The sequence below is a fragment of the Dokdonella immobilis genome (assembly GCF_900115085.1).
Classification (GTDB): Bacteria; Pseudomonadota; Gammaproteobacteria; order Xanthomonadales; family Rhodanobacteraceae; genus Dokdonella; species Dokdonella immobilis.
In genome coordinates this window covers 126,729-146,580 of the sequence record NZ_FOVF01000003.1, presented here as the reverse complement: position 1 = coordinate 146,580, position 19,852 = coordinate 126,729, and the positions used below count along the sequence as shown (strand labels likewise).

At 64.6% G+C, this 19,852-nt stretch carries 17 protein-coding genes; 10 read left to right on the top strand and 7 right to left on the bottom strand.

Translation table 11 applies throughout. The features are described from left to right. The first annotated feature begins 104 nt into the window (after positions 1 to 104). The gene (locus BM125_RS03435) at positions 105 to 551 is read left to right on the top strand and encodes a hypothetical protein (RefSeq protein ID WP_092404902.1); all 447 of its coding nucleotides are present in this window, start codon (positions 105 to 107) and stop codon (positions 549 to 551) included. 60 nt (positions 552 to 611) lie between these two features. Here the strand turns inward: BM125_RS03435 and BM125_RS03430 are convergent, their stop codons facing one another. The 3 genes from BM125_RS03430 to BM125_RS03420 are packed head-to-tail and all read right to left on the bottom strand — an operon-like array spanning position 612 to position 4,005. Next, positions 612 to 2,237 (bottom strand): NAD(P)/FAD-dependent oxidoreductase, encoded by a 1,626-nt coding sequence (locus BM125_RS03430; RefSeq protein ID WP_092404900.1) that lies wholly within the window; start codon positions 2,235 to 2,237, stop codon positions 612 to 614. A 24-nt stretch (positions 2,238 to 2,261) separates the two neighbouring features. Beyond that, complete coding sequence (locus tag BM125_RS03425; protein ID WP_425429593.1) at positions 2,262 to 3,392, bottom strand: BaiN/RdsA family NAD(P)/FAD-dependent oxidoreductase; 1,131 nt, start codon at positions 3,390 to 3,392, stop codon at positions 2,262 to 2,264. 55 nt (positions 3,393 to 3,447) lie between these two features. Beyond that, on the bottom strand, positions 3,448 to 4,005 hold the full coding sequence (locus BM125_RS03420) for a YaeQ family protein (RefSeq protein ID WP_092404896.1): 558 nt from the start codon (positions 4,003 to 4,005) through the stop codon (positions 3,448 to 3,450). A 166-nt stretch (positions 4,006 to 4,171) separates the two neighbouring features. Here BM125_RS03420 and BM125_RS19675 point away from each other — a divergent pair, with 166 nt between their 5' ends. From BM125_RS19675 to BM125_RS03395, 6 genes are all read left to right on the top strand, one after another. Next, positions 4,172 to 4,552, top strand: a complete 381-nt coding sequence (locus BM125_RS19675; RefSeq protein ID WP_139224840.1) for a CopL family metal-binding regulatory protein — start codon at positions 4,172 to 4,174, stop codon at positions 4,550 to 4,552. A gap of 121 nt (positions 4,553 to 4,673) precedes the next feature. Further along, positions 4,674 to 6,353, top strand: a complete 1,680-nt coding sequence (locus BM125_RS03415) for a TolC family protein (RefSeq protein WP_175497890.1) — start codon at positions 4,674 to 4,676, stop codon at positions 6,351 to 6,353. Next, complete coding sequence (locus BM125_RS03410) at positions 6,350 to 7,771, top strand: multicopper oxidase family protein (protein ID WP_217647794.1); 1,422 nt, start codon at positions 6,350 to 6,352, stop codon at positions 7,769 to 7,771. The genes BM125_RS03415 and BM125_RS03410 overlap by 4 nt, the downstream gene beginning before the upstream one ends. A 3-nt stretch (positions 7,772 to 7,774) precedes the next feature. After that, positions 7,775 to 8,761, top strand: coding sequence for a c-type cytochrome (locus BM125_RS03405; protein WP_092404892.1), 987 nt, complete (start codon positions 7,775 to 7,777; stop codon positions 8,759 to 8,761). 1,068 nt (positions 8,762 to 9,829) lie between these two features. Then, entirely contained in the window at positions 9,830 to 10,267 is a 438-nt protein-coding gene (locus BM125_RS03400; protein WP_092405180.1) for a universal stress protein, read from the top strand. 262 nt (positions 10,268 to 10,529) lie between these two features. Next, positions 10,530 to 10,958, top strand: a complete 429-nt coding sequence (locus tag BM125_RS03395; protein ID WP_092404890.1) for a helix-turn-helix domain-containing protein — start codon at positions 10,530 to 10,532, stop codon at positions 10,956 to 10,958. A gap of 255 nt (positions 10,959 to 11,213) precedes the next feature. On the opposite strand, the gene BM125_RS03390 is transcribed toward BM125_RS03395, so the two are convergent. The 3 genes from BM125_RS03390 to orn form a co-directional block, all read right to left on the bottom strand. Then, positions 11,214 to 13,061, bottom strand: a complete 1,848-nt coding sequence (locus BM125_RS03390) for a putative bifunctional diguanylate cyclase/phosphodiesterase (RefSeq protein WP_175497889.1) — start codon at positions 13,059 to 13,061, stop codon at positions 11,214 to 11,216. A gap of 141 nt (positions 13,062 to 13,202) precedes the next feature. Further along, positions 13,203 to 14,774, bottom strand: a complete 1,572-nt coding sequence (locus BM125_RS03385) for an SDR family NAD(P)-dependent oxidoreductase (RefSeq protein ID WP_092404886.1) — start codon at positions 14,772 to 14,774, stop codon at positions 13,203 to 13,205. 66 nt (positions 14,775 to 14,840) lie between these two features. Further along, a complete protein-coding gene (gene orn / locus BM125_RS03380; RefSeq protein ID WP_092404884.1) occupies positions 14,841 to 15,416 on the bottom strand; it encodes an oligoribonuclease in 576 nt (191 codons plus the stop codon). Between the two features lie 122 nt (positions 15,417 to 15,538). Between orn and sbcB the strand changes: the two genes are divergently transcribed. The 3 genes from sbcB to BM125_RS03365 are packed head-to-tail and all read left to right on the top strand — an operon-like array spanning position 15,539 to position 18,894. Further along, the gene (gene sbcB / locus BM125_RS03375; protein WP_092404882.1) at positions 15,539 to 16,978 is read left to right on the top strand and encodes an exodeoxyribonuclease I; all 1,440 of its coding nucleotides are present in this window, start codon (positions 15,539 to 15,541) and stop codon (positions 16,976 to 16,978) included. A 43-nt stretch (positions 16,979 to 17,021) separates the two neighbouring features. After that, positions 17,022 to 17,708 carry a DUF2461 domain-containing protein gene (locus BM125_RS03370; protein ID WP_092404880.1) on the top strand — a complete coding sequence of 229 codons (687 nt, stop codon included), beginning with the start codon at positions 17,022 to 17,024 and terminating at the stop codon, positions 17,706 to 17,708. A gap of 1 nt (position 17,709) precedes the next feature. Further along, positions 17,710 to 18,894: an MFS transporter gene (locus BM125_RS03365; protein ID WP_245778777.1), complete on the top strand. Its 1,185-nt coding sequence runs from the start codon at positions 17,710 to 17,712 to the stop codon at positions 18,892 to 18,894. 11 nt (positions 18,895 to 18,905) lie between these two features. Here BM125_RS03365 and epmA read toward each other — a convergent pair whose 3' ends face one another. Next, complete coding sequence (gene epmA, locus BM125_RS03360; RefSeq protein WP_175497888.1) at positions 18,906 to 19,844, bottom strand: EF-P lysine aminoacylase EpmA; 939 nt, start codon at positions 19,842 to 19,844, stop codon at positions 18,906 to 18,908. Positions 19,845 to 19,852: the final 8 nt, after the last annotated feature.

Sequence of the window (19,852 nt, the reverse complement as noted above, 5' to 3'; positions counted from 1 at the left end):
ACGAAAGACTGGTTTGGCGACGGCGCCCCCCCCGTTCAGCACATGTCGCAGGCGACGCGCGTAGGGTTGACCCAAGGGAGTCCAGCGTCAGAGGAGTTCAGACCATGAAAATGCATTGGGATTTCTTCAAGGAATCGGACACATCGATGGGTGTTTTCTACCCGCTGCACTATGTGATGGCGGCGTTCGACAACGAGGCGCGCGCCGAAGAAGTCCGTGACCGGTTCCTCGAGGCGGGTTTCAGGGAAGATGACGTCGCCGCCGTCGACGGACCATTCGTCGCGGAGCGGCTCGAGTCGATGGAAGACTCCAACATGCTCGAAAAGATGGGCCAGGAACTGGTCCGGGCGGTTGGCACCGAACTCGGCTATGTCGATGACGACCTCAAGACTGCCCGGCGCGGTGGCGCTTTCCTGTTTGCCTACGCGCCTGACCGGGAGACGACCGACAAGGCCGTCGAGTTGCTCAAGTACGCCCATCCGATCTATGCGCGCCGCTACCACCGGGCCGGCATTCACCGGATCAGCTATCCCAAACAATCCGTGCTGTAGATTCGGTATCCCGTTCGCTGCGAGGGTGCATGCGCCTCGGCGTCATTCGCGCCGAGGCGCCTACAGTCGCAGCAGGCTGCTGGCCACCGATTCGGCAACCCTGATCCCGTCCACGGCCGCCGACAGGATGCCGCCGGCATAGCCGGCGCCTTCGCCGGCCGGGTACAGGCCGCGCGTGTTCAGGCTCTGCAGGTCATCGTCGTTGCGCTTGATGCGAATCGGCGATGAGGTGCGGGTCTCGATCGCCGTGAGGACCGCGTCATGCTGGTCGAAACCGCGAATCTGCCGGGCGAACGCCGGCAGCGCCTCGCGCATGGCATGCAGGGCAAAGTCGGGCAGGGCTCCGGCCAGGTCGCCCAGTTGCACACCCGGCCTGTACGAAGGCAGGACCGTGCCGAGTCCGGTCGATGCGCGACCGGCAATGAAATCCCCGACCAACTGCCCCGGTGCATCGTAGTTCGATCCGCCCAGGCCAAAAGCGCGCTCTTCCCAGTGGCGCTGGAAGGCAATGCCGGCGAGCGGGCCGCCCGGGTAGTCGGCCGGAGTGATGCCGACCACGATCGCGCTGTTGGCGTTGCGCTCATCGCGCGAGTACTGGCTCATGCCATTGGTGACCACGCGCCCGGGTTCGGACGCCGCGGCAACCACGGTGCCGCCAGGGCACATGCAGAAGCTGTACACCGAACGCCCGTTGCCGGCGTGGTGCACGAGCTTGTAGTCGGCGGCGCCGAGCAGCGGATGTCCGGCACTCGGGCCATAGCGGGCGCGATCGATCAGCCCCTGTGGATGCTCGATGCGGCAACCGATCGAGAACGGCTTGGCTTCGACGTAGATGCCGCGCGCGTGCAGCATCTCGAAGGTGTCGCGCGCACTGTGGCCGATGGCGAGGATGACGTGCTCGGCCTCGAGTTCCTCGCCGTTGGCCAGCACGACGCCCCGCATCTGGCCGCCCTCGACGCGCAGGTCCGTCACCTTGCTCGAAAAGCGGAATTCGCCGCCGAGCGCCTCGATGCCGGCGCGCATGTGCTCGACCATCTTGACCAGGCGAAACGTGCCGATGTGCGGCTTGCTGACGAACAGGATTTCCTCCGGCGCGCCGGCCTTGACGAATTCGGTCAGCACCTTGCGCCCGTAGTGGCGTGGGTCCTTGATCTGGCTGTAGAGCTTGCCATCGGAAAACGTACCGGCGCCGCCCTCGCCGAACTGCACGTTCGATTCGGGATCGAGGCGGCTCTGACGCCAGAAGCCCCAGGTATCCTTCGTGCGTTCACGCACGGCCTTGCCGCGTTCGAGGATGAGGGGACGCAGGCCCATCTGGGCGAGAATCAGTGCGGCGAGGATGCCGCACGGCCCGGTGCCGATGACGATCGGACGCCCTGGGGCGGGCTGGGCGCGGCGGGCCGGAACCGTCTCGCCGCTGTCGACGAAGCGGTAGCGCGTGTCCGGAGTCGCCATGACATGCGGGTCCGCGGCATGCGCCGCCAGCAGCTCCGTATCGCGGCTGGTGCGCACATCGACGGTGTAGATGAAGGCGATGGCCGTCTTCTTGCGCGCGTCGACGCCGCGCCGGAAGATCGCGAATTCGAGTGGTTCGTCAGCCGCCAGGACAAGACGCGTCCTGATCGCCTGCGCCAACGCCTGGTCGTCATGATCGAGCGGCAGCTTGATTTCGGTCAGTCGCAGCATCAGGAGTCCACGGTCGGAATACGCTCAGAGGGCCATGCCGGCCGCATGCCCGGAGGCCCAGGCCCACTGGAAATTGTAGCCGCCCAGGTGCCCGGTCACGTCGACCACCTCGCCGATGAAGTACAGGCCGTCGACCTGCTTCGACTGCATCGTGCTCGAGGACAGCTGGGTCGTGTCGACGCCACCGAGGGTGACTTCGGCGGTCCGATAACCCTCGGTGCCGCTGGCGACGACGGGCCAGGCCTTCAGTTGGTCTGCGATCTCACGCAGTTCGGTCTCGCGCCATTGCTTCATCGGCTTGTTGCCGAACCAGACCTCGCACAGGCGCTGCGCGAATCGTCGCGGCAGCACCTCGCCGAGCACGGTTCTCAATTCGGCGGCCGGTCGCTCGCGCTGTTGCGAGCGGAGAAACTCGAATGCCTCCGAATCCGGCAGCAGATCCAGGCGCAGGTCGTCGCCCGGTTGCCAATAGGAAGAGATCTGCAGGACGGCCGGGCCGCTGAGACCCCGATGGGTGATCAACAGATCGGCACGGAAACTTGCCCCGTTGCAGCGGCTTTCGACCGGCAGGGCGACGCCGCTGAGATCCTGCAGGCGCTCGTGGTGCTTGCCGCTCAGGGTCAGCGGCACCAGCCCGGCTCGCACCGGCAGGACATCGTGGCCGAATTGCCGGGCCAGGTCGTAGCCGAAGCCGGTCGCGCCCATGCTCGGGATCGACAGGCCACCCGTGGCGACCACGAGGGCAGGGCACTCGATTTCTCCAGGGCCGGTTTCGATGCGAAAGCCGCCGCCCACGCGGTGAACCGCGTCGACCTTGCAGCCGACGTCGATGCGCACGCCGGCCTGCGCGCACTCCTCGAGCAGCATGCCCACGATCTGTTTTGACGACACGTCGCAGAACAGTTGGCCGAGTTCCTTCTCGTGCCAAGCGATGCGGTGGCTGTCGACCATGTCGATGAAGTCTGCAGGCGTGTAGCGCGCCAGCGCCGACTTGCAGAAATGCGGATTGGCCGACAGGAAGTTGGTCGGCGACGTCCCGGTATTGGTGAAGTTGCAGCGACCGCCACCCGACATCAGGATCTTCTTGCCGACCCGGTTGGCGTGTTCGATCACGCGCACGCGTTTGCCGCGTCGGCCAGCGGTGAGCGCGCACATGAGCCCGGCGGCACCGCCACCGATGATCACCACGTCCTCGGCCGCGCTCGCCAAATCAGCGACCCGGCGGATTCGAGGTCATGCGCGGCCGCGGATCGATTCCGATCACCGAATCGACAGACAGGATCTGCACGTGGCCGTCCTGGATCAGGCATTGCACGCGCAACCCGCGTTCCGACAGCGCGGCCAGCGCGTCGACCGATTCGCTGGCGATGTCGATCACGTCGAGGTTCTTCAGGCGCTGCAGGGACTCGGCCGATTTCTCCCACCAGATGTCGGCGCTGCGACCGCCGTAGTTGACCACGATGACCTTGCGCGCCCGGGCGCAGGCCTTGCGGACCCGGACCGGGTCGGGCTGGCCGAGGTCGATCCATAGCGCAATGTCGCCGTCGAGCTCCTTGCGCCAGAGGTCCGGCTCCTCGTCGTTGCTGAGGCCCTTGCCGAACTCGAGGCGCTCGTCGGCATACAGGGCGAAGGCAAGCAGACGCACCATCATGCGTTCATCGGTCTCGGAGGGGTGCCGGGCCAGGGTCAATGCATGGGTCGCATAGTAATGGCGGTCCATGTCGCTGAGCTGCAGCTCGATCTTGTAGATGGTGGCATTGGGCGCCATGGCTCGGCCTGGTCGGACAAAGCCGCCATTGTAGGCGCTGGCCATCAAGAATAGCGGAGCGCGGCCGGGCCTGGCGTCGATAGCGGGCTGCCAGATCAGACCCTCCCTTGAAAACTTTTGCTTCAACGAGCAGTCTATTTCAGCGCAGAGACCGTCCGGATTGACCTTGCCACGTACCGCCCTCAATTGCCTTCTGGCCCTGATGCTTTGCCTGAATGGCTCCGGCATGCGTTCGGCGATGGCGCACGCCGGCGTGCCGGGCGGTGCAGCAGCAGCGGCCGGCGCCGTTTCACCTTGCCACGAAGACATGTCGGAGCGCTCCGTGGCCGACGAGCCGGAGGCTGGCCGGCCGGCTGGAACCCACGACGAGCGCAGCGCTTGCTGTGCAAAGGGTCAGTGCTTTTGTGGCTGCATCGTCTCGGCGGTATTCGACGTGCCGCTGCTGGCACCGGCCATGCACACGCTGTCCGTGCGCAGACTGGCTGCCGATGAGCCGGGCTTCCCACTTGCCCGTTCCAGCGTGCTGCAGCGCCCTCCCATCCGCTGATTCCCGTCCGACGACGGCTGTCGTCCGTGTCGCGAGCCTGGCGGCTCGCATCTTCCAACTGCGCGATCTCGAACGCCGACATCCGCGTGTCCGCGAGTCGTGCCTGTCAGCGGAAAATGAAATGAAACGAGTCCTTCTGAGGCTGCTTGGGGTGGTCCTCATGACCATGCTGGCGGCTTGCGCTTCGGTGTCGCGGCGCGAAGGCGCCGATCGGGTCCAGGCCCTGGTCGGACAACGCGTGCCGGATGCCGGTTTCTGGTCGCAAGCGCCGCAAGTCCCCGCGGCCATCGAATCACGCGTGAACGAGCTGCTCGCGGCCCCTCTGACGCCGGTCTCCGCGCAAAAGGTCGCGTTGCTCAAGAACCCTGACCTCGCCGCCAGCTTCGCCAAGCTGGGAATCGCCCAGGCCGACGTCGTCGAGGCAAGCAGGATCGGCAATCCCGGCTTTTCGGCTTCGGCCTTGCGCGACGGCGGGCCTTCGAAGATCACGATGGGCCTGAGCCTGCCATTGTCCGACCTGCTCTTGCTGTCGTCGAAGCGCCGCTTCGCCGAAGGCGAGTATGAGCGGGCCCAGCAGTTGATCGCCGCGGAAATCGTCACGCTCTGCGCCGATGTCGCGCGGGCCTGGTACGAGGCGGCGGGGGCACGACAGGTGGCGGCCATGCGCGATGCGGTTTCGAGAGCGGCCGCGGCCTCTTCCGATCTGGCCCAGCGCTACTACGAAGCGGGCAACATCAGTGCGCTGGCCCTGAAGCTGGAACAGGCCTCGGCTAGCCAGGCGCGTATCGCAGCAAGCATGGCCAGAGCGGAGTCCACGCGTGCGCGGCTGGCACTGAATGCCCGAATGGGCCTCAACGGGGACATGGCTGGCCGCTGGCAGCTCGATGTCCCGCTGGCGGCGCCCGCCGAGACTGAAGATGAGCTCGAAACGCTGCGTGCGCTGGCTCGCGAGAATCGTCTCGACCTGCTTGCCGCGCGCCGCGAAGTGGACCAGCTTGGCGAGGCCCTCGGCGTGGTCCGACGCTGGCGCCTGATCGGCAACATCGACCTCGGCGTCGAACGCGAGCGCGAGCCAGATGGCGGCAAGTTGAGCGGACCCAGCCTGGCCCTGGCCATTCCGCTGTTCAACCAGGGACAGGCGGCGATTGCGCGCGCCCAAGCGCAGCTCGAGATCGGCCGGGCCAACCTGGCCCGGCTCGAATTGCAGATCGACAACGACGTGGTGCTCGGACGCGATCGCGTGGCGGCCATGCGCAGCATTGTCGAGGACTACCGGTCCGCCCTGGTCCCGCAGCGCGAAGCCATCGTCGCGCGACAGCAGGAACGAACCGACTTCATGCTCTCTGGCGCATTCGACCTGTTGCTGTCCCGGCAGCAGGAATTCGATGCCTATGCAGCCTACCTCGATGCCGTGCGTGACTACTGGGTGGCCCGCACCGAGCTCGGCCGTGCGGTCGGCACGGTCCTGCCGAGTGACGCCTCGATCAGTACCCGCGTGATAGACGTCGAGGCGCTGCTCGCGCCGACCGAAGTTTCCGCCCCGGAGCACATGCACCATGGCGGTTCGGCGGACGCCATGCCGGGCATGGATCACTCGGGACATGGCGTGCCGGCGATGGAAGCCGGGCCCGCGGACGATCAGGCACCGGCAGGCGGCGAGGGCAGGACCATGGATCATTCCGGCCATGGCTCGCCGCCGATCGGACCTGCGCCGACCGGCACGCATGGCGCAAAGGAGCGTCACGAAAAAGCACAGGACACCAGCGACGCAATGCACGATGGATATGAGGGCTCGAAATGACGACGCGACGAAATCTCCTGCAGCTCATGGGCATCGGCGGTGCCGGCCTGCTCGCCGCCGGCGCGGCCCGGCCCGCACTCGCCCGGCTTCCGAACCAGGCCATCGATACCGGCCCCTCGACCGGATCGCACTCCGCACGGACCGCCGGGCAGGGCTATCGTCCGGTACGCACGCTCAATGGGTGGACCCTTCCGCACCACATGAACGGCGGGGTCAAGGAGTTCCATCTGGTGGCCGAAGAAATCGTCCATGAGTTCGCGCCTGGTTCGCGGGCGAAGTGCTGGGGCTACAACGGCACCACGCCGGGCCCGACGCTGGAAGCCGTCGAAGGCGACCGCGTGCGGATCTTCGTGACCAATCACCTCCCCGAGGCCACCTCGGTGCACTGGCACGGCATCGACCTGCCGAACGGTTTCGATGGCATCAGCGGACTGAACCAGCCGGCGATCGAACCGGGCGAGACCTATGTCTACGAATTCACCCTGAAGCAGCACGGCACGCACATGTACCACCCGCATGCCGACGAGATGACGCAGATGGCTTTCGGCATGATGGGCATGTTCATCATCCATCCGAAAGACGGCGAGGAGGTGCCGATCGATCGCGACTACTGCTTCCTGCTGCACAACTGGGCACTGCACCCGGGCACCTACCGGCCCGATCCGAGCATCATGGTTGACTTCGACCTGTGGACCTTCAATTCGAAGACCTTTCCGGCCATCGAGCACCTCGTCATGCGCACCGGTGAGCGCCTGCGCATTCGCATCGGCAACCTGTCGATGTGGAACCATCCGATCCACCTGCACAGCAATCCGTTCTGGGTGACCGGTTCGGATGGCGGACGCTGGCCGCGTTCGCAGTGGCGACGCGAAGTCACCGAGATCGTCGGGGTCGGCCAGATGCGCGACTTCGAGTTCGTCGCCTCGGAACCGGGCGACTGGGCCCTGCATTGCCACATGGCGCATCACACGATGGGCCCGATGGGGCACGGCGTTCCGAATCCCACCGGCGTCGACCAGTCCGGCGTCGAAGCGGAGATCAGAAAGCTGCTGCCGGGCTATATGGCGATGGGCAGGAACGGCATGTCGGAGCACGCCGACCATGTCGCCATGGGCATGTCCGGCCCGGCCAATACCTTGCCGATGATGAGCGGCCAGGGGCCGTTCGGAAACATCGAGATGGGCGGCATGTTCACGGTGCTGAAGGTCCGCGACGATCTCGCCCCCGGCGACTATCGCGACCCGGGCTGGTACCGTTACCCGGAAGACAAGCGGGCCCGTCGAGTCAGCACGGATCCTGGCTTCGGCCAGCCGCATCGGCGCAATCCGGGTTTCAGCCTGGATTTGCCGGGGGCTGACGATACCCGGCCGGCGGATCCGATGGACCATTCGCAGCACGGAATGAAACCGGGAAAGTAGCCGATGAAAACCATCAGGATCCTGTTCGCCCTGGCCATCATCGCGGCCCTCGCGCTGCTCGGGTTCATCTATTCGGGAATCTACCCGATCGGTGCCGATGTTCCGCATGCCCGGATTACCGCCCTGTTGCTCGAGACGCTGCGCGAGCGATCCATCGAGCAGGCCAGTGCGCGCATTGCGGTGCCGCCGCTCGATGATCCGGCGATGATTGCGCGTGGCGGTGCCGAGTACGAGGAGATGTGTTCGGGCTGCCACCTGAAGCCCGGTCTGGACGATACCGAGCTGCGCAAGGGCCTGTACCCGCAGCCACCGAACCTGTCCCTGGCCCGCGGGGGACACGCGGATCCTGTGGCCGCGGCGGCAGAACGCTTCTGGGTCATCAAGCACGGCATCAAGGCTTCGGCGATGCCGGCCTGGGGGCTGAGCCACGACGATGAGGTCATCTGGTCGATCGTGGCTTTCCTGGGGAAGCTGCCGAACATCGATCCGGCCGAGTATGCCGCGATGACATCGGGCGAAAGCAGTCACCACCACGAGCACGAACATGGCGCGTCGACGAGCGCCGCGCAACCGGATTCCGGTGCGGATGACATGGCCGGAACCGAGCCGGCCGCGATCGTCGAACAGTTCCAGAAGGCCTTGACGAGTGGCCAGACGGACGAGGCGGTGGCCCTGCTCGATCCGGACGTGAAGATCTTCGAGAGCGGCGGCGTGGAACGTTCACGCGAGCAATATGCCGCACATCATCTTGGCGCCGATGCGGAGTTCCTTGGCCAGGCCAGCATCAAGTTGTTGTCGCGGTCGGGCGACGCCGTGGGTGATCTCGCCTGGGTCGGCAGCGAGTCCCGGATCAGTGCCATGGACGCAGCGAAGCCGATCGAGTTGGCCAGCACCGAAACCATGGTGCTCAGGAAGGGCGAATCCGGTTGGCGCATCGTGCACATCCACTGGTCATCCCAGCCAATCGGCCAGTCCGCAGGCAACGAATGAGCGGTCAGGTGGACTGATCCGGCCAGCGCCTGCCGGGGCGGACGCCCGGCCGCGCTGGATGAACAGAGGCCGGCCGCAGTTGCATTGCGCAGATCGAAGTTGAGCCCCACGCCACCGCGCCGCGCAGTTACCAGAAAATGGTAGGGCAGGGCAATCGGACTGGGACCGACATCGAGGTCGACCATCGTATTCTGGGTGCTAGGGAGAGACTGACCAACTGGCGCAATCGTCATGGCGTTCAGAAGGCTCGCCACAGGTGCTGCGTGGCGACGTGAAGGCTGGTTGCCTTGACGAGCCGTGCGGTGCGTGTGGCGAGCCTTCTGAACGCCACCCTTGGTCGATTGAATCAATTGCTTGGGCGGCGCCGGCCTGCGCGCAGTTCCTTGTTGCGCCGCCTTGAAAGACGGCCGGCCTGTCTGCGTCGGCGCGCCGCGATCTGCAAGCAGGCAGGTGTCGTGAAGGTTGTGCCCGTTGTTCAGACCCTCCCTGGCGAAATTTGCGCCGAGCAAGCCGCCGGCGGCAATGACAAGCGAGGCACCGAGGCGCGTGCCGCGAACGGCAAAAAGCTACGCGTGACGTGGTTTCTCTCTGCGTTGACGAAATGGACTGACGCTTCATGCGCAATTCCGACACTCGGCGCATACATATCGCTGGAAGACACCCAAGACGCCGGCACTCCGGCCGTCATCTTGGTCCCCCGTGCAGCGAATCCATCGCCAGACAGTCGTTTCGAATCGGTGAGCCCATGGCGGGGCGTCTCTTTCCTCAGGAAGTCCCCAGTGACCTTCCTGCAGACGAGATTGGCCGTGGGCCTCGCATGCGGATAATGCCAGATCCATGCCAACTGCGTCACAGAATCGCAATCCCGCTTCGCGGCGATGAGAATTCGTCCGCGGAATGCCCGTTGGAATTCCGAACAGCCCGCCCAGTCTTTCGATTCTGGCAGCAGATTCCAGTTGCCATGCCGGGGAGGGTCTGACGAAACGATTGATCTCCATCAAGGCGCGCGATGCTCCGATCAATAGACTGGTCTCGACGGAATCCGCCGTTTTCCTGGAGTCTGTGCACATGTTCAGACACATCCTCTTGCCTACCGACGGATCGGAGCGTTCCCTCCAGGCCATCGAAAACGGGATCAAGCTGGCCGGCGAGATTGGAGCCAGGATCACCGGCTACCACGCGACACAGGATTTCGCCGCGATCGCCCATCGCGCCGAAATGCTCGAAGTGACTCGTGAGCACTACGCGGCCCAGGCGAGACTTCGCACCACCAAGGCGCTCGACGAAGTGCGCCACCGGGCGAAACTTGCGGGTGTCGAGTGCCATGTTGAATCCAGCGCCAATGAGCATCCGTACCGCGGAATCATCGACGCAGCCGAACGAAATGGCTGTGATCTCATCCTCATGGCTTCCCATGGCCGCAAGGGCATTCAGGGGCTGCTGCTCGGCAGCGAAACCCAGAAAGTTCTTACCCACAGCAAGATTCCGGTGCTCGTGTATCGCTAGGAAGCGTCCGGTGTCCGCCGGAATCAACTGGATATCAAACACTTGCGGCAATTGCAGCGTTAGCATTTGCCATGACCCTGGGTGGCGGGCGAAGGTCCAAGTGAAGGCCTCCGAACGTCAAAGGCGACGTGTTCCGCGGTCGATAATTCGGGTGCGCCGCCATGCCGCGTCCCATACAGGACGTTCCAGTTCGGGACTTGCTGGGTGGAACTGACCCGCATCGTTGCTAAACTCGGCTCGAACCCTGCCAAGGAGCGAATGCTTGCCAAACATTGCCTCAGTTCTGAAAGACGAGATCACGCGCCTTTGCCGCAAGGAATTGCGCGTTCAACTTGAGCCGATCCGGAGCGCTTCGGCCACCCACCGCCGTGACATCGCCGACCTGAAGCGTCGGCTTGCCCAACTGGAGCGGGAAAATGCCCGGTTGCGCAAGGGAACAGCTCCGAGCGAAGAGGAGCCCATGGACAATGGGCCGAAGCTGCGGTTCGTCGCCAAGGGACTGGGTTCGCTACGCAAGCGCCTGGGCGTCTCGATCGAGGAATTCGCAACGCTGCTGGGCGTAAGCCCGCAGAGCATCTACAACTGGCAGGCAGGAAAGACCGTGCCACGGCGGGCCCAGCTTGAGAAGCTCGCTGCGGTTCGTTCGATCGGCAAGCGTGAGGCGCGCCAGATGCTCGAATCGAGCGAGTAGGCCTGTTCCTGGCAGTTGGCCGTGCCGCAGCGCGGCGCGGGGCGGTTGCGGCTGCGCGAAGCAATCGTTGGAGGCGCGTTGGATCTACAGGGATTGGGTCGACCCGGAGTGTCCATGGCGGCTGCTGTTTGTATGCACAATGCATATTATGTCAAATACGTTTTGACCCCTTGAGCCCGTCTTTGGCGTCAAGGTTTGCATGCCCCGGCGATTCAGCGAAGCCCGCTCTACCGATCATTCGATCCGCGTCGCGATCTAGCGCAGCCAACAAGACTCGAATTCGGCGATCGAAACCGGACGACCGAGATGGAAACCTTGCATCTGGTCGCATTCCCCATCGCTCAACATCCGCAATTGCGCGGGAGTCTCGATTCCTTCGGCCACCACCCCGAGCGACAGGTTGTGCGCCAGTCTGATCAAGGTCTCGATGATGGCGCCATAGCGCGGATCGTCGACGGCCCGACTCACGAACGAACGATCGATCTTGACGGTGGATAGCGGCAGTTGGGCCAGGTGGGTGATCGATGCATAGCCCGTCCCGAAGTCATCGAGGGACAGGCCTATGCCGGCGGACGCGAGACGATGGATCACCGACAGATCGCGCTCCTGGTTGGTCAGCAGGGAGTTTTCCGTAACCTCCACCGAAATTGCATCGGCAGGCAAACCTGCCCGCAATGCGACCGCGAGAAGCTGATCGGGAAATCCGGCAAGGGTGAACTGGACCGAAGAGAAGTTGATGGCAATTGCGAAACGCGGACACTTCGCCGACCGCCACCTGGCGACCTGCCCGAACAAGTCGCCGAGCAAGGGCCACTGCACGAGGGAAAGTAGACCGGAATCTTCGGCGACCTGGAGAAAATCCGATGGCAACAGCAGGCCACGCCGGGGGTGCTCCCAGCGAATCAGGGCCTCGGCTCCGTCCAGCTTGCCGTCACGGGAAAAGATCGGTTGCAGGTGGAAGACGAATTCGGATGCTTCGATGGCGCGTCGAATGTCCGCTTCGAGCTCAAGCCGCCGACGGATCGGCTCTTCCATTCCGGACTCGAAGATCTGCACGAAATCGCGCCCTGCCCGCGCCGCCGAGTTCTGCGCGATTTCAGCGTCGCGCAGGATGTCCTGCGCCGACTCATAGTGGCGAATGGAAGGCACCAGGCCGATGCTGAATCGAACGCGGACATCCTGCCCGTCGATGATCATGCCGGCCTGCATCTTTGCCCGCAGGTCGGTCGCGCGCTGCACGGCGTCCATCACGCCTCTTTCACCGACCAGCAGCAAGGCAAACTCGTCGTTGCCCATGCGCCCAGCCAGTTCTCCTCGCCGGACGCCCTGTTCGAGGCGCAGCGCCGTTTCGCGCAGCAATTGATCGCCGAATGCCGGGCCGAACGCCTTGGCGAATTCACCGAATCCGTCGACGTCGAGGACCAGAAGCGCGGCATCCCCATCCTTGCGGGCCGAATCCAGGCGTTCGAGGAAAAGCGCGCGATTGGCCAAACCCGTGAGCTGATCGTGGAAGAGCGCATGCTGGCGCTCGCGCTCCGACCTGCGCAGCTTCTCGAACTCCATGACCTGGGAGCACAACGCACCGATTGCGGCGGCGAAGACGCGCTCGGTCACGAGCCACTCCCGCGGCGAGCCGGTGTGCTCGTGGCACAGAATCCCTATCAACTCGCCGAACTGGCGCACGGGCACATCGAGCATGGCGCCGATGCCGAGCGGTTTCAGATAGTCATCCGAAAGCTGTCGGGTCCGCGGATCCACCAGAGCATCCGCTGCAGCCAGGGTCAGCAGACCCTGCAATGACTGGAAATAGTCCGGTGCGGCTACGGCGGACAGGCGTGTCCCGGGATGGCTGACCCCCTTCCCGCTTTCATAGATCGCGACGCAAACGATTGTGGACAGGCCGGGCTCGAACAGCCAGAGACTGACGCGATCGACCTCAAGCGCCTCCGCGGCAGTGATCAACAGGCGTTTGCGGACCGCTTCGGCATCGTGGAATGGCGTGCAAGCCAGGGTAAGCAGGGCGTCGCGCAGGCGCATCCAATGCGGATCGGTATCCATTGAGACGACATCGGCACTGATCTGGACCACGTTTCCCTGACTCATTGTCGGTCGTTGTCGGATGTTCCGGGAAGCTGAAGTGTACGCCGACATCCTGCGAATGGCTGCGCCCGGACAGGAGCTGGCTGTTTACGACGAGAGGCGATCCGGCAAGCCTGTTGCCACCCGCCGGCGTGCCCTCGATCCCTACCAGTCGGTCGGCTTGTAGTCCTTGAGGAATTTGCCCCAGATGTGTTCACCGGTGTTGATGCCGTGGATGATCGGATCGACGATGCGGGCGGCGCCATCGACGATGTCGAGTGGCGGATGGAAGCGCTCCTCGACCACCTTGCGCGCAGCGATCTCGACCGGGTCCTCGTCGGTGACCCAGCCCGTATCCACGCTGTTCATGTGGATGCCGTCGTTGTGGTAATCGGCGGCCGCCGTGCGCGTCATCATGTTCAGCGCGGCCTTGGCCATGTTCGTATGCGGGTGCTTGGTGGTCTTGAAATTCCGGTAGAACTGCCCCTCCACGGCCGACACGTTGACGATGTGCTTGTCGCGCCCGGGCGTTCGCAGCATCAGCGGCTTCAGCCGCGCATTGATGATGAACGGTGCGATCGCATTGACCAGTTGCACCTCGAGCAGTTCGATGGACGGTACTTCGGCCATCTGCAGGCGCCAGGAATTGCGCCCGCGAAGATCGACCTGCTGCAGATCCTGGTCGAGGCGGCCCTCGGGGAAGAGGTGCTGCTGGGCAAGCAGCTCTTCGGGCAGCAGCTTCAGTTGCGAGAGTTCGGCAGCGCGCGTCAGTCCCGGTGCCGCATCGCCGGACCGCGAGGCAACCCGCAAGCCCTGCCCCGCATCGGCTTCGAGCATTCCGGCGCTGCGCAGACCTTCATATCTGCCAATCAGCCTGCGCACCGGCTCCGGCAGGTCGCCCGGCACGGCGTTCTCCCCTTCCATCATGTGGGCATAGAATTCGGGCGGGCGGCGCACGGTCTGGCAGGCGTTGTTGATGATGAAATCGAGTCGCGGCCGCGTTTTCAGCAGCTCGTTGCAGAATGCCTCGACGCTCGGCGTGTGGCGCAGATCGAGGCCGAAGATCTCGAGACGGTGGCCCCAGTCGGCGAAATCGGGTTCGTTCGCGTAGCGCGCAGCCGAATCACGCGGAAAGCGCGTCGTGACGATCAGTTCGGCTCCCGCGCGAAGCAGTTTCAGGCCGGCCTGGTAGCCGATCTTGACGCGCCCGCCCGTGAGCAGGGCGACCCGCCCTCGCAGATCGGCGAGTTCGCTGCGCTTGGCATGGTTGAAAGCGGCGCAGTCTGGACAAAGCTGATCGTAGAAGTGATGGATCAGCGAATACTTCTGCTTGCAGACATAGCAATGCTGCGCCGCGATCGATTCACGTGGCGGGTCGGTCTCGTCGCTGTCGCGGGCCACGAAACCCTCGGGCGGAAAGACGTTCGGGGTCGTAAATACCGGCTTTGCTCGCAACTGCCGGATGCCGGTCGAATTGAGCAGGGCTTCGTCACGATCGATATGCGACTGGACTCGCTCGCGCTCGGCCGCCTTCATGCGCTGGCGCCGCGACACTGGATCCGGGTGGTAGACGCCGGCGACGGCCTGATGCAGACGCCGGCGGTCCTCCGCAGGCAGGCGGTCGAGCAGGCTCCAGTCTTCGGCGACCGCTTGCAATACCGCGGTGGCGGCACGCAGGCGCTCGACCAGATCGGTCGCTTCAGCGACATCGGCGGATTCGGATGATCGGCAGTTCACGTCGGGCGCATTGCAGGTAGCGGGCCGCACATGATCGCACGTGACGGGTCGACCAGCAGGCCCTGGCTAGGGCGTGGCGGGTGGCTCGGCCAGTCGTCCAAGCAGGGGCCGGTAGTAGGCCAGTTCGGCGATCGAATCGCGGACATCGCTGAGCGCGGTATGCGCGGCTTCCTTGCTGAAGCCGCGCGCCACCTCCGGCGCCCAGCGCCGTGCCAGTTCCTTGAGGGTCGACACGTCGAGGTTTCGATAGTGGAAGAACTGCTCGAGGCGTGGCATCAGGCGATGCAGGAAACGCCGGTCCTGGCAGATCGAATTGCCGCACATCGGGGATTTTCCGGGTGGCACCCACTGGACGAGGAATTCGACCGTGCGGATCTCGGCCAGGGCCATGGTCACCGTGGAATCGAGCACGCGTTGCCAGAGACCGGACTTGCGGTGCTGGTTGCGATTCCAGTCGTCCATGCCGAGCAGGCGTGCCTCATCGTGGTGGATGGCGAATTCCGGGCCTTCGGCGAGCAGGTTGAGGTTGCGGTCGGTCACCACCGTCGCGATCTCGAGGATCGAATCGTTGTCGGTATCGAGCCCGGTCATCTCCAGGTCGATCCAGATCAGGTTGTCCTCGTGGGCTAGCGATGGCGACATGCGGATCTCCGCTTCAAGGGCTGGCCCCGATTATTGCCGGCTTGCACGCGCAAGGCCAGATTCCGGCGTCGAAGTGCCGGCGACGGGTTAGCATGTAGCGGCCCCCGAACGCATTTCGCGAGATGCCGCAGACCACCTTCTTCTGGCACGACTACGAGACGACCGGAACCGACCCGCGCCGCGATCGACCGGCCCAGTTCGCCGGCATCCGGACCAACCTCGAGCTCGAGGTGGTCGGCGATCCGGTCATGCTCTACTGCAAGCCGGCAGCGGATGTCCTGCCACACCCCGAAGCTTGCCTGGTCACCGGCATCACGCCGCAGCGAGCCGACCGCGAGGGTCGCATCGAGGCCGAATTCGCCGCGATCGTGCACGACGAGCTGGCCGCCCCGGGTACCTGCGGAGTCGGCTACAACTCGCTTCGTTTCGATGACGAATTCACCCGGCACCTGCTCTACCGGAATTTTTACGACCCCTATGAGCGCGAGTGGCGGAATGGCAATTCACGCTGGGACCTGATCGACCTGGCGCGCATGTGCTACGCGCTGCGACCGCAAGGCATCGAATGGCCGTTGCGCGAGGATGGCACGCCGAGCTTCCGGCTCGAGGATCTGGCCACGGCCAACCGGCTTCAACAAGATCGGGCCCACGACGCGCTTTCCGACGTCGAGGCGCTGATCGGACTGGCCCGCCTGATCAGGGGCCGGCAACCTCGCCTGTTCGACTTCCACCTTGAACTGCGTAAGAAGCAGCGCGCATTCCAGTACCTCGACGTCGCCCACCGCACGCCCGTGGTCCACGTTTCCTCCCGCTATCCGGCCAGTCGCGGCTGCCTGGCCATCGTGGCGCCGTTGGCCATGCATCCGCAGCAGCCGAACGGGGTCATCGTCTATGACCTCGACGTCGACCCGGCACCGCTGCTCGCTCTGGCCGCCGACGAAATCGCCGATCGTGTCTTTGTTTCGCGCGAGGACCTGCCCGACGAGATCGAGCGCATTCCACTCAAGCTCGTCCACGCCAACCGTTCGCCGGCGCTCGCTCCAATGAGCGTGCTCAAGGGTGTCGATACCCACCGGATCGGGCTCGACAGCGAGCGCGCGCTGCGCCATCTCGATCGACTCAACCGCGATCCCGATCTTGGCGCCAGGGTGCAGGCGGTCTTTTCCACGCCAACGTCGCCGGACGTATCGCCGGACCCCGAACTGGCCCTGTATTCGGGTTTCCTGCCCGATGCCGACAAACCCCTGCTGCGCGAGGTTCGCCGCTGCGCAGGCGAAGGCCTCGGCGAACGGAACTTCCCGTTTCGCGATCCGCGCCTGGCGGAACTGCTGTTCCGCTATCGGGCGCGCAACTGGCCGCAGTCGCTGGACGAGGGCGAGTCCGTGCGCTGGCAGGAGTGGCGTCGGCGCACATTGGGTAGCGAAACGCCGTTCACCACACTGACTTTCGACCAGTACTTCGCCACGATCGCCGACAAGCGTGCAGAAGTCGACGCCGATCGATGGCCCCTGCTCGACGCGCTCGAAGCCTGGGGCCGGGAGCGGGCCCTCGAACTCGCCTGACTGCAAGCGAATACCCACCGCATCCAATGGAATCCCCTGCCCTATGGCAACCCGCTACTTCACCCCGGCGACCTTCAAGTTTCTTCGCGATCTCAAGGCCAACAACAGCCGTCCCTGGTTCAGTGCCAACAAGACCCGCTACGAAGAGAACTTGCGCCAGCCCTTCCTGCAGCTGATCGCCGACCTGCAGGCGCCACTGGCGAAGATTTCGCCGCATTTCGTCGCCGATCCGCGCAGCCAGGGCGGCTCGATGTTCCGAATCCACCGCGACACGCGCTTCGCCAACGACAAGACCCCCTACAAGACCTGGTCGGGTGCACGTCTTTTCCACGAACGCTCGCGCCAGCTCGAGGCGCCGGTGTTCTACATGCATTTCCAGCAGGGCGATTGCTTCTGCGGCGGCGGCATCTGGCATCCGCAGTCGGAAACGCTCAGGCGCATCCGTGAATTCCTCGCCGACAATCCGGCCGCCTGGAAGAAGGCCACACGCTCGAAGGCGTTCGCCGCGCATTTCGCGCTGGGCGGCGCCTGTCTGACCCGGCCACCGCGAGGGTTCGATGCCGGACATGAGTTGATCGAGGACATCAAGCGCAAGGATTTCGTTGCTTCGGCTCCGTTCAGCGACGCGATCGCCACGTCGAGCGAACTCAAGGCCCTGCTGGTCGACCGCTTCAAGCGCGTCGCACCGATGGTCGACTACCTGTGCGCCGGCCTCGACCTGGAATTCTGACGTGACCGGAACGGATCCCGCATGCGCCAGGATTCCCACGTTCCGGCTATCGAGCTTCTACTTTGCCTACTACGCGGCGCTTGGCGCGTTCAATCCGTACTGGAGCCTGTACCTGAAGGCACGTGGCCAGGACGTCGCCGCGATCAGCATCCTGATGAGCCTCTGGTACGCCACCCGCATCATCGCGCCGAGCACCTGGAGCACCCTGGCAGGGCGCTCGAGCCATCCGGTCCGCTGGCTGCGCGCCGGTTCCCTGTTGACCCTGGCCAGCTTCGCGGTGTTCACCGTGCCGCTGGGCTTCCCTGCCCTGTTCGCCGCGATGTGCGTGTTCTGTTTCATGTACAACGCGGTGATGCCGCAGTTCGAGTCGATCACGCTGTCGCATCTGGTTGGCCGCAGCGAACGCTACGGACGCATCCGGGTCTGGGGCTCGATCGGCTTCGTCGCCATCGTCGCCCTGTATGGCGTCGTGCTCGATCACCTGGCTGTCGACCTATTGCCGTGGCTGATGCTGCCGCTGTTTGCCGGGATGGTCGCCTCCGCCTTCGTCAACGAGTACGGCAAGCCGGTCGCCGCCGCTGTACACGCCGAAGGCACTCCTTTCGGCGCCCGGCTGCGGCGCCCCGAAGTGATCGCCTTCTTCGCCGTCGCCCTGCTCATGCAGGTCTCGTTCGGGCCGTACTACACGTTCTATTCGATCTTCCTCGACGAGCACGGCTACAGCACCTCGGCGCTCGGCATCTACTGGTCGATCGGCGTGGTCCTCGAAATTGCCGTGTTCACGTTTTCGAGCTGGATATTCCGCCAGTGGAGCGCGGCGACCGTGCTGATCGTTTCGCTCGTGGCGGCCAGCGTGCGCTGGGCCATGATCGCCCTGTGGCCGGACAATGCCCTGCTGATGGCCGCCGCCCAGTCCCTGCACGCGCTGAGCTTCGCCGCCTTCTTCGCCGCCAGCATGCAGTTCCTGGTCGCGTACTTTCCGGGTCGCCAGAACGGCCATGCGCAGGGCATCTTCTACGGGTTTTCATCCGGCGTCGGTGGCGTGCTCGGCGCCCTGCTCTCGGGCCAGGCCTGGAAGCTCGCCGGGGGCGAATCGGCCTTCCTGCTGGCATCCGTCTTCTCGCTCGCGGCGACCGTCATCGCCTGGGTCTGGATCCGTCCACGCCACGCCCGGCGCGTAGCCTGAGTCGATACCGGTCAGGCTTCGTCGAAGGCGAAAGCAAGCACATCGCGGATGTCGTCGCAGTCGCCGAGGCACATCAGCAGGCGTTCGATGCCGAGCGCGACACCCGCGCAATCCGGCACCCCGCGCTCCAGCGCGTCGAGGAGCTGCACGTCGATCGGCAGTTCGCGCTGTCCGCGTGCCTGGCGGCGCCGATTGTCGTTTTCGAATCGCGCGCGCTGTTCCGCAGCGTCGCAAAGTTCGTGATAGCCATTGGCCAGTTCATACGGTCCGAGGTAGAGCTCGAAGCGCTCGGCGACGGGAGGATCGCCGGGTCGGATCCGGGCCAGGGCGCACTGGCTGGCCGGCCAGTCGCTGACCACCGTGATCCGGTCCGTCGGCAGCTGCGGCTGCAGGAGATGGGTGATCAGGAGGTCGAGCCAGTCGTCGCGCTGAAGATTGGTGCCGTCGATACGGAAATCCCGCAGCGGATCGCGCAGGGCATCCATCGTCGCGCTGAATGGATCGATCTGCAGACCATCAAGAAACCATTCTCGATAAGTCATCGAGACTGCGTCGAGGGTTCGACCGACCGATGCTGCCGCCGCTTTCACGAGTTCGATGGTCTCGCCAATCAGCTGTCGGTGATCCCAGCCGATCCGGTACCACTCGAGCATGCTGAACTCGGGATTGTGCCGACGCCCGGCTTCGCCATTGCGGAAGACCCGACCCAGTTCGTAGCAGTCACCGACGCCTTCGGCGAGCAGGCGCTTGAGTGGAAATTCGGCCGAAGTCCGCAGCCAGCGTTCGCTCGCGCCGGCATCGGAGCGACCGCTGAAGCGGGTACTGAAGCTCTCGATATTCGGTTCGGTGTTGGCCGCCACCGAAAGCATCGGCGTTTCGACCTCGAGAACGCCGCGTTCGGCGAAGAACTGCCGGATCAGTGCATAGACCTGCGCGCGCAGTTCAAGCATTCGTGCGA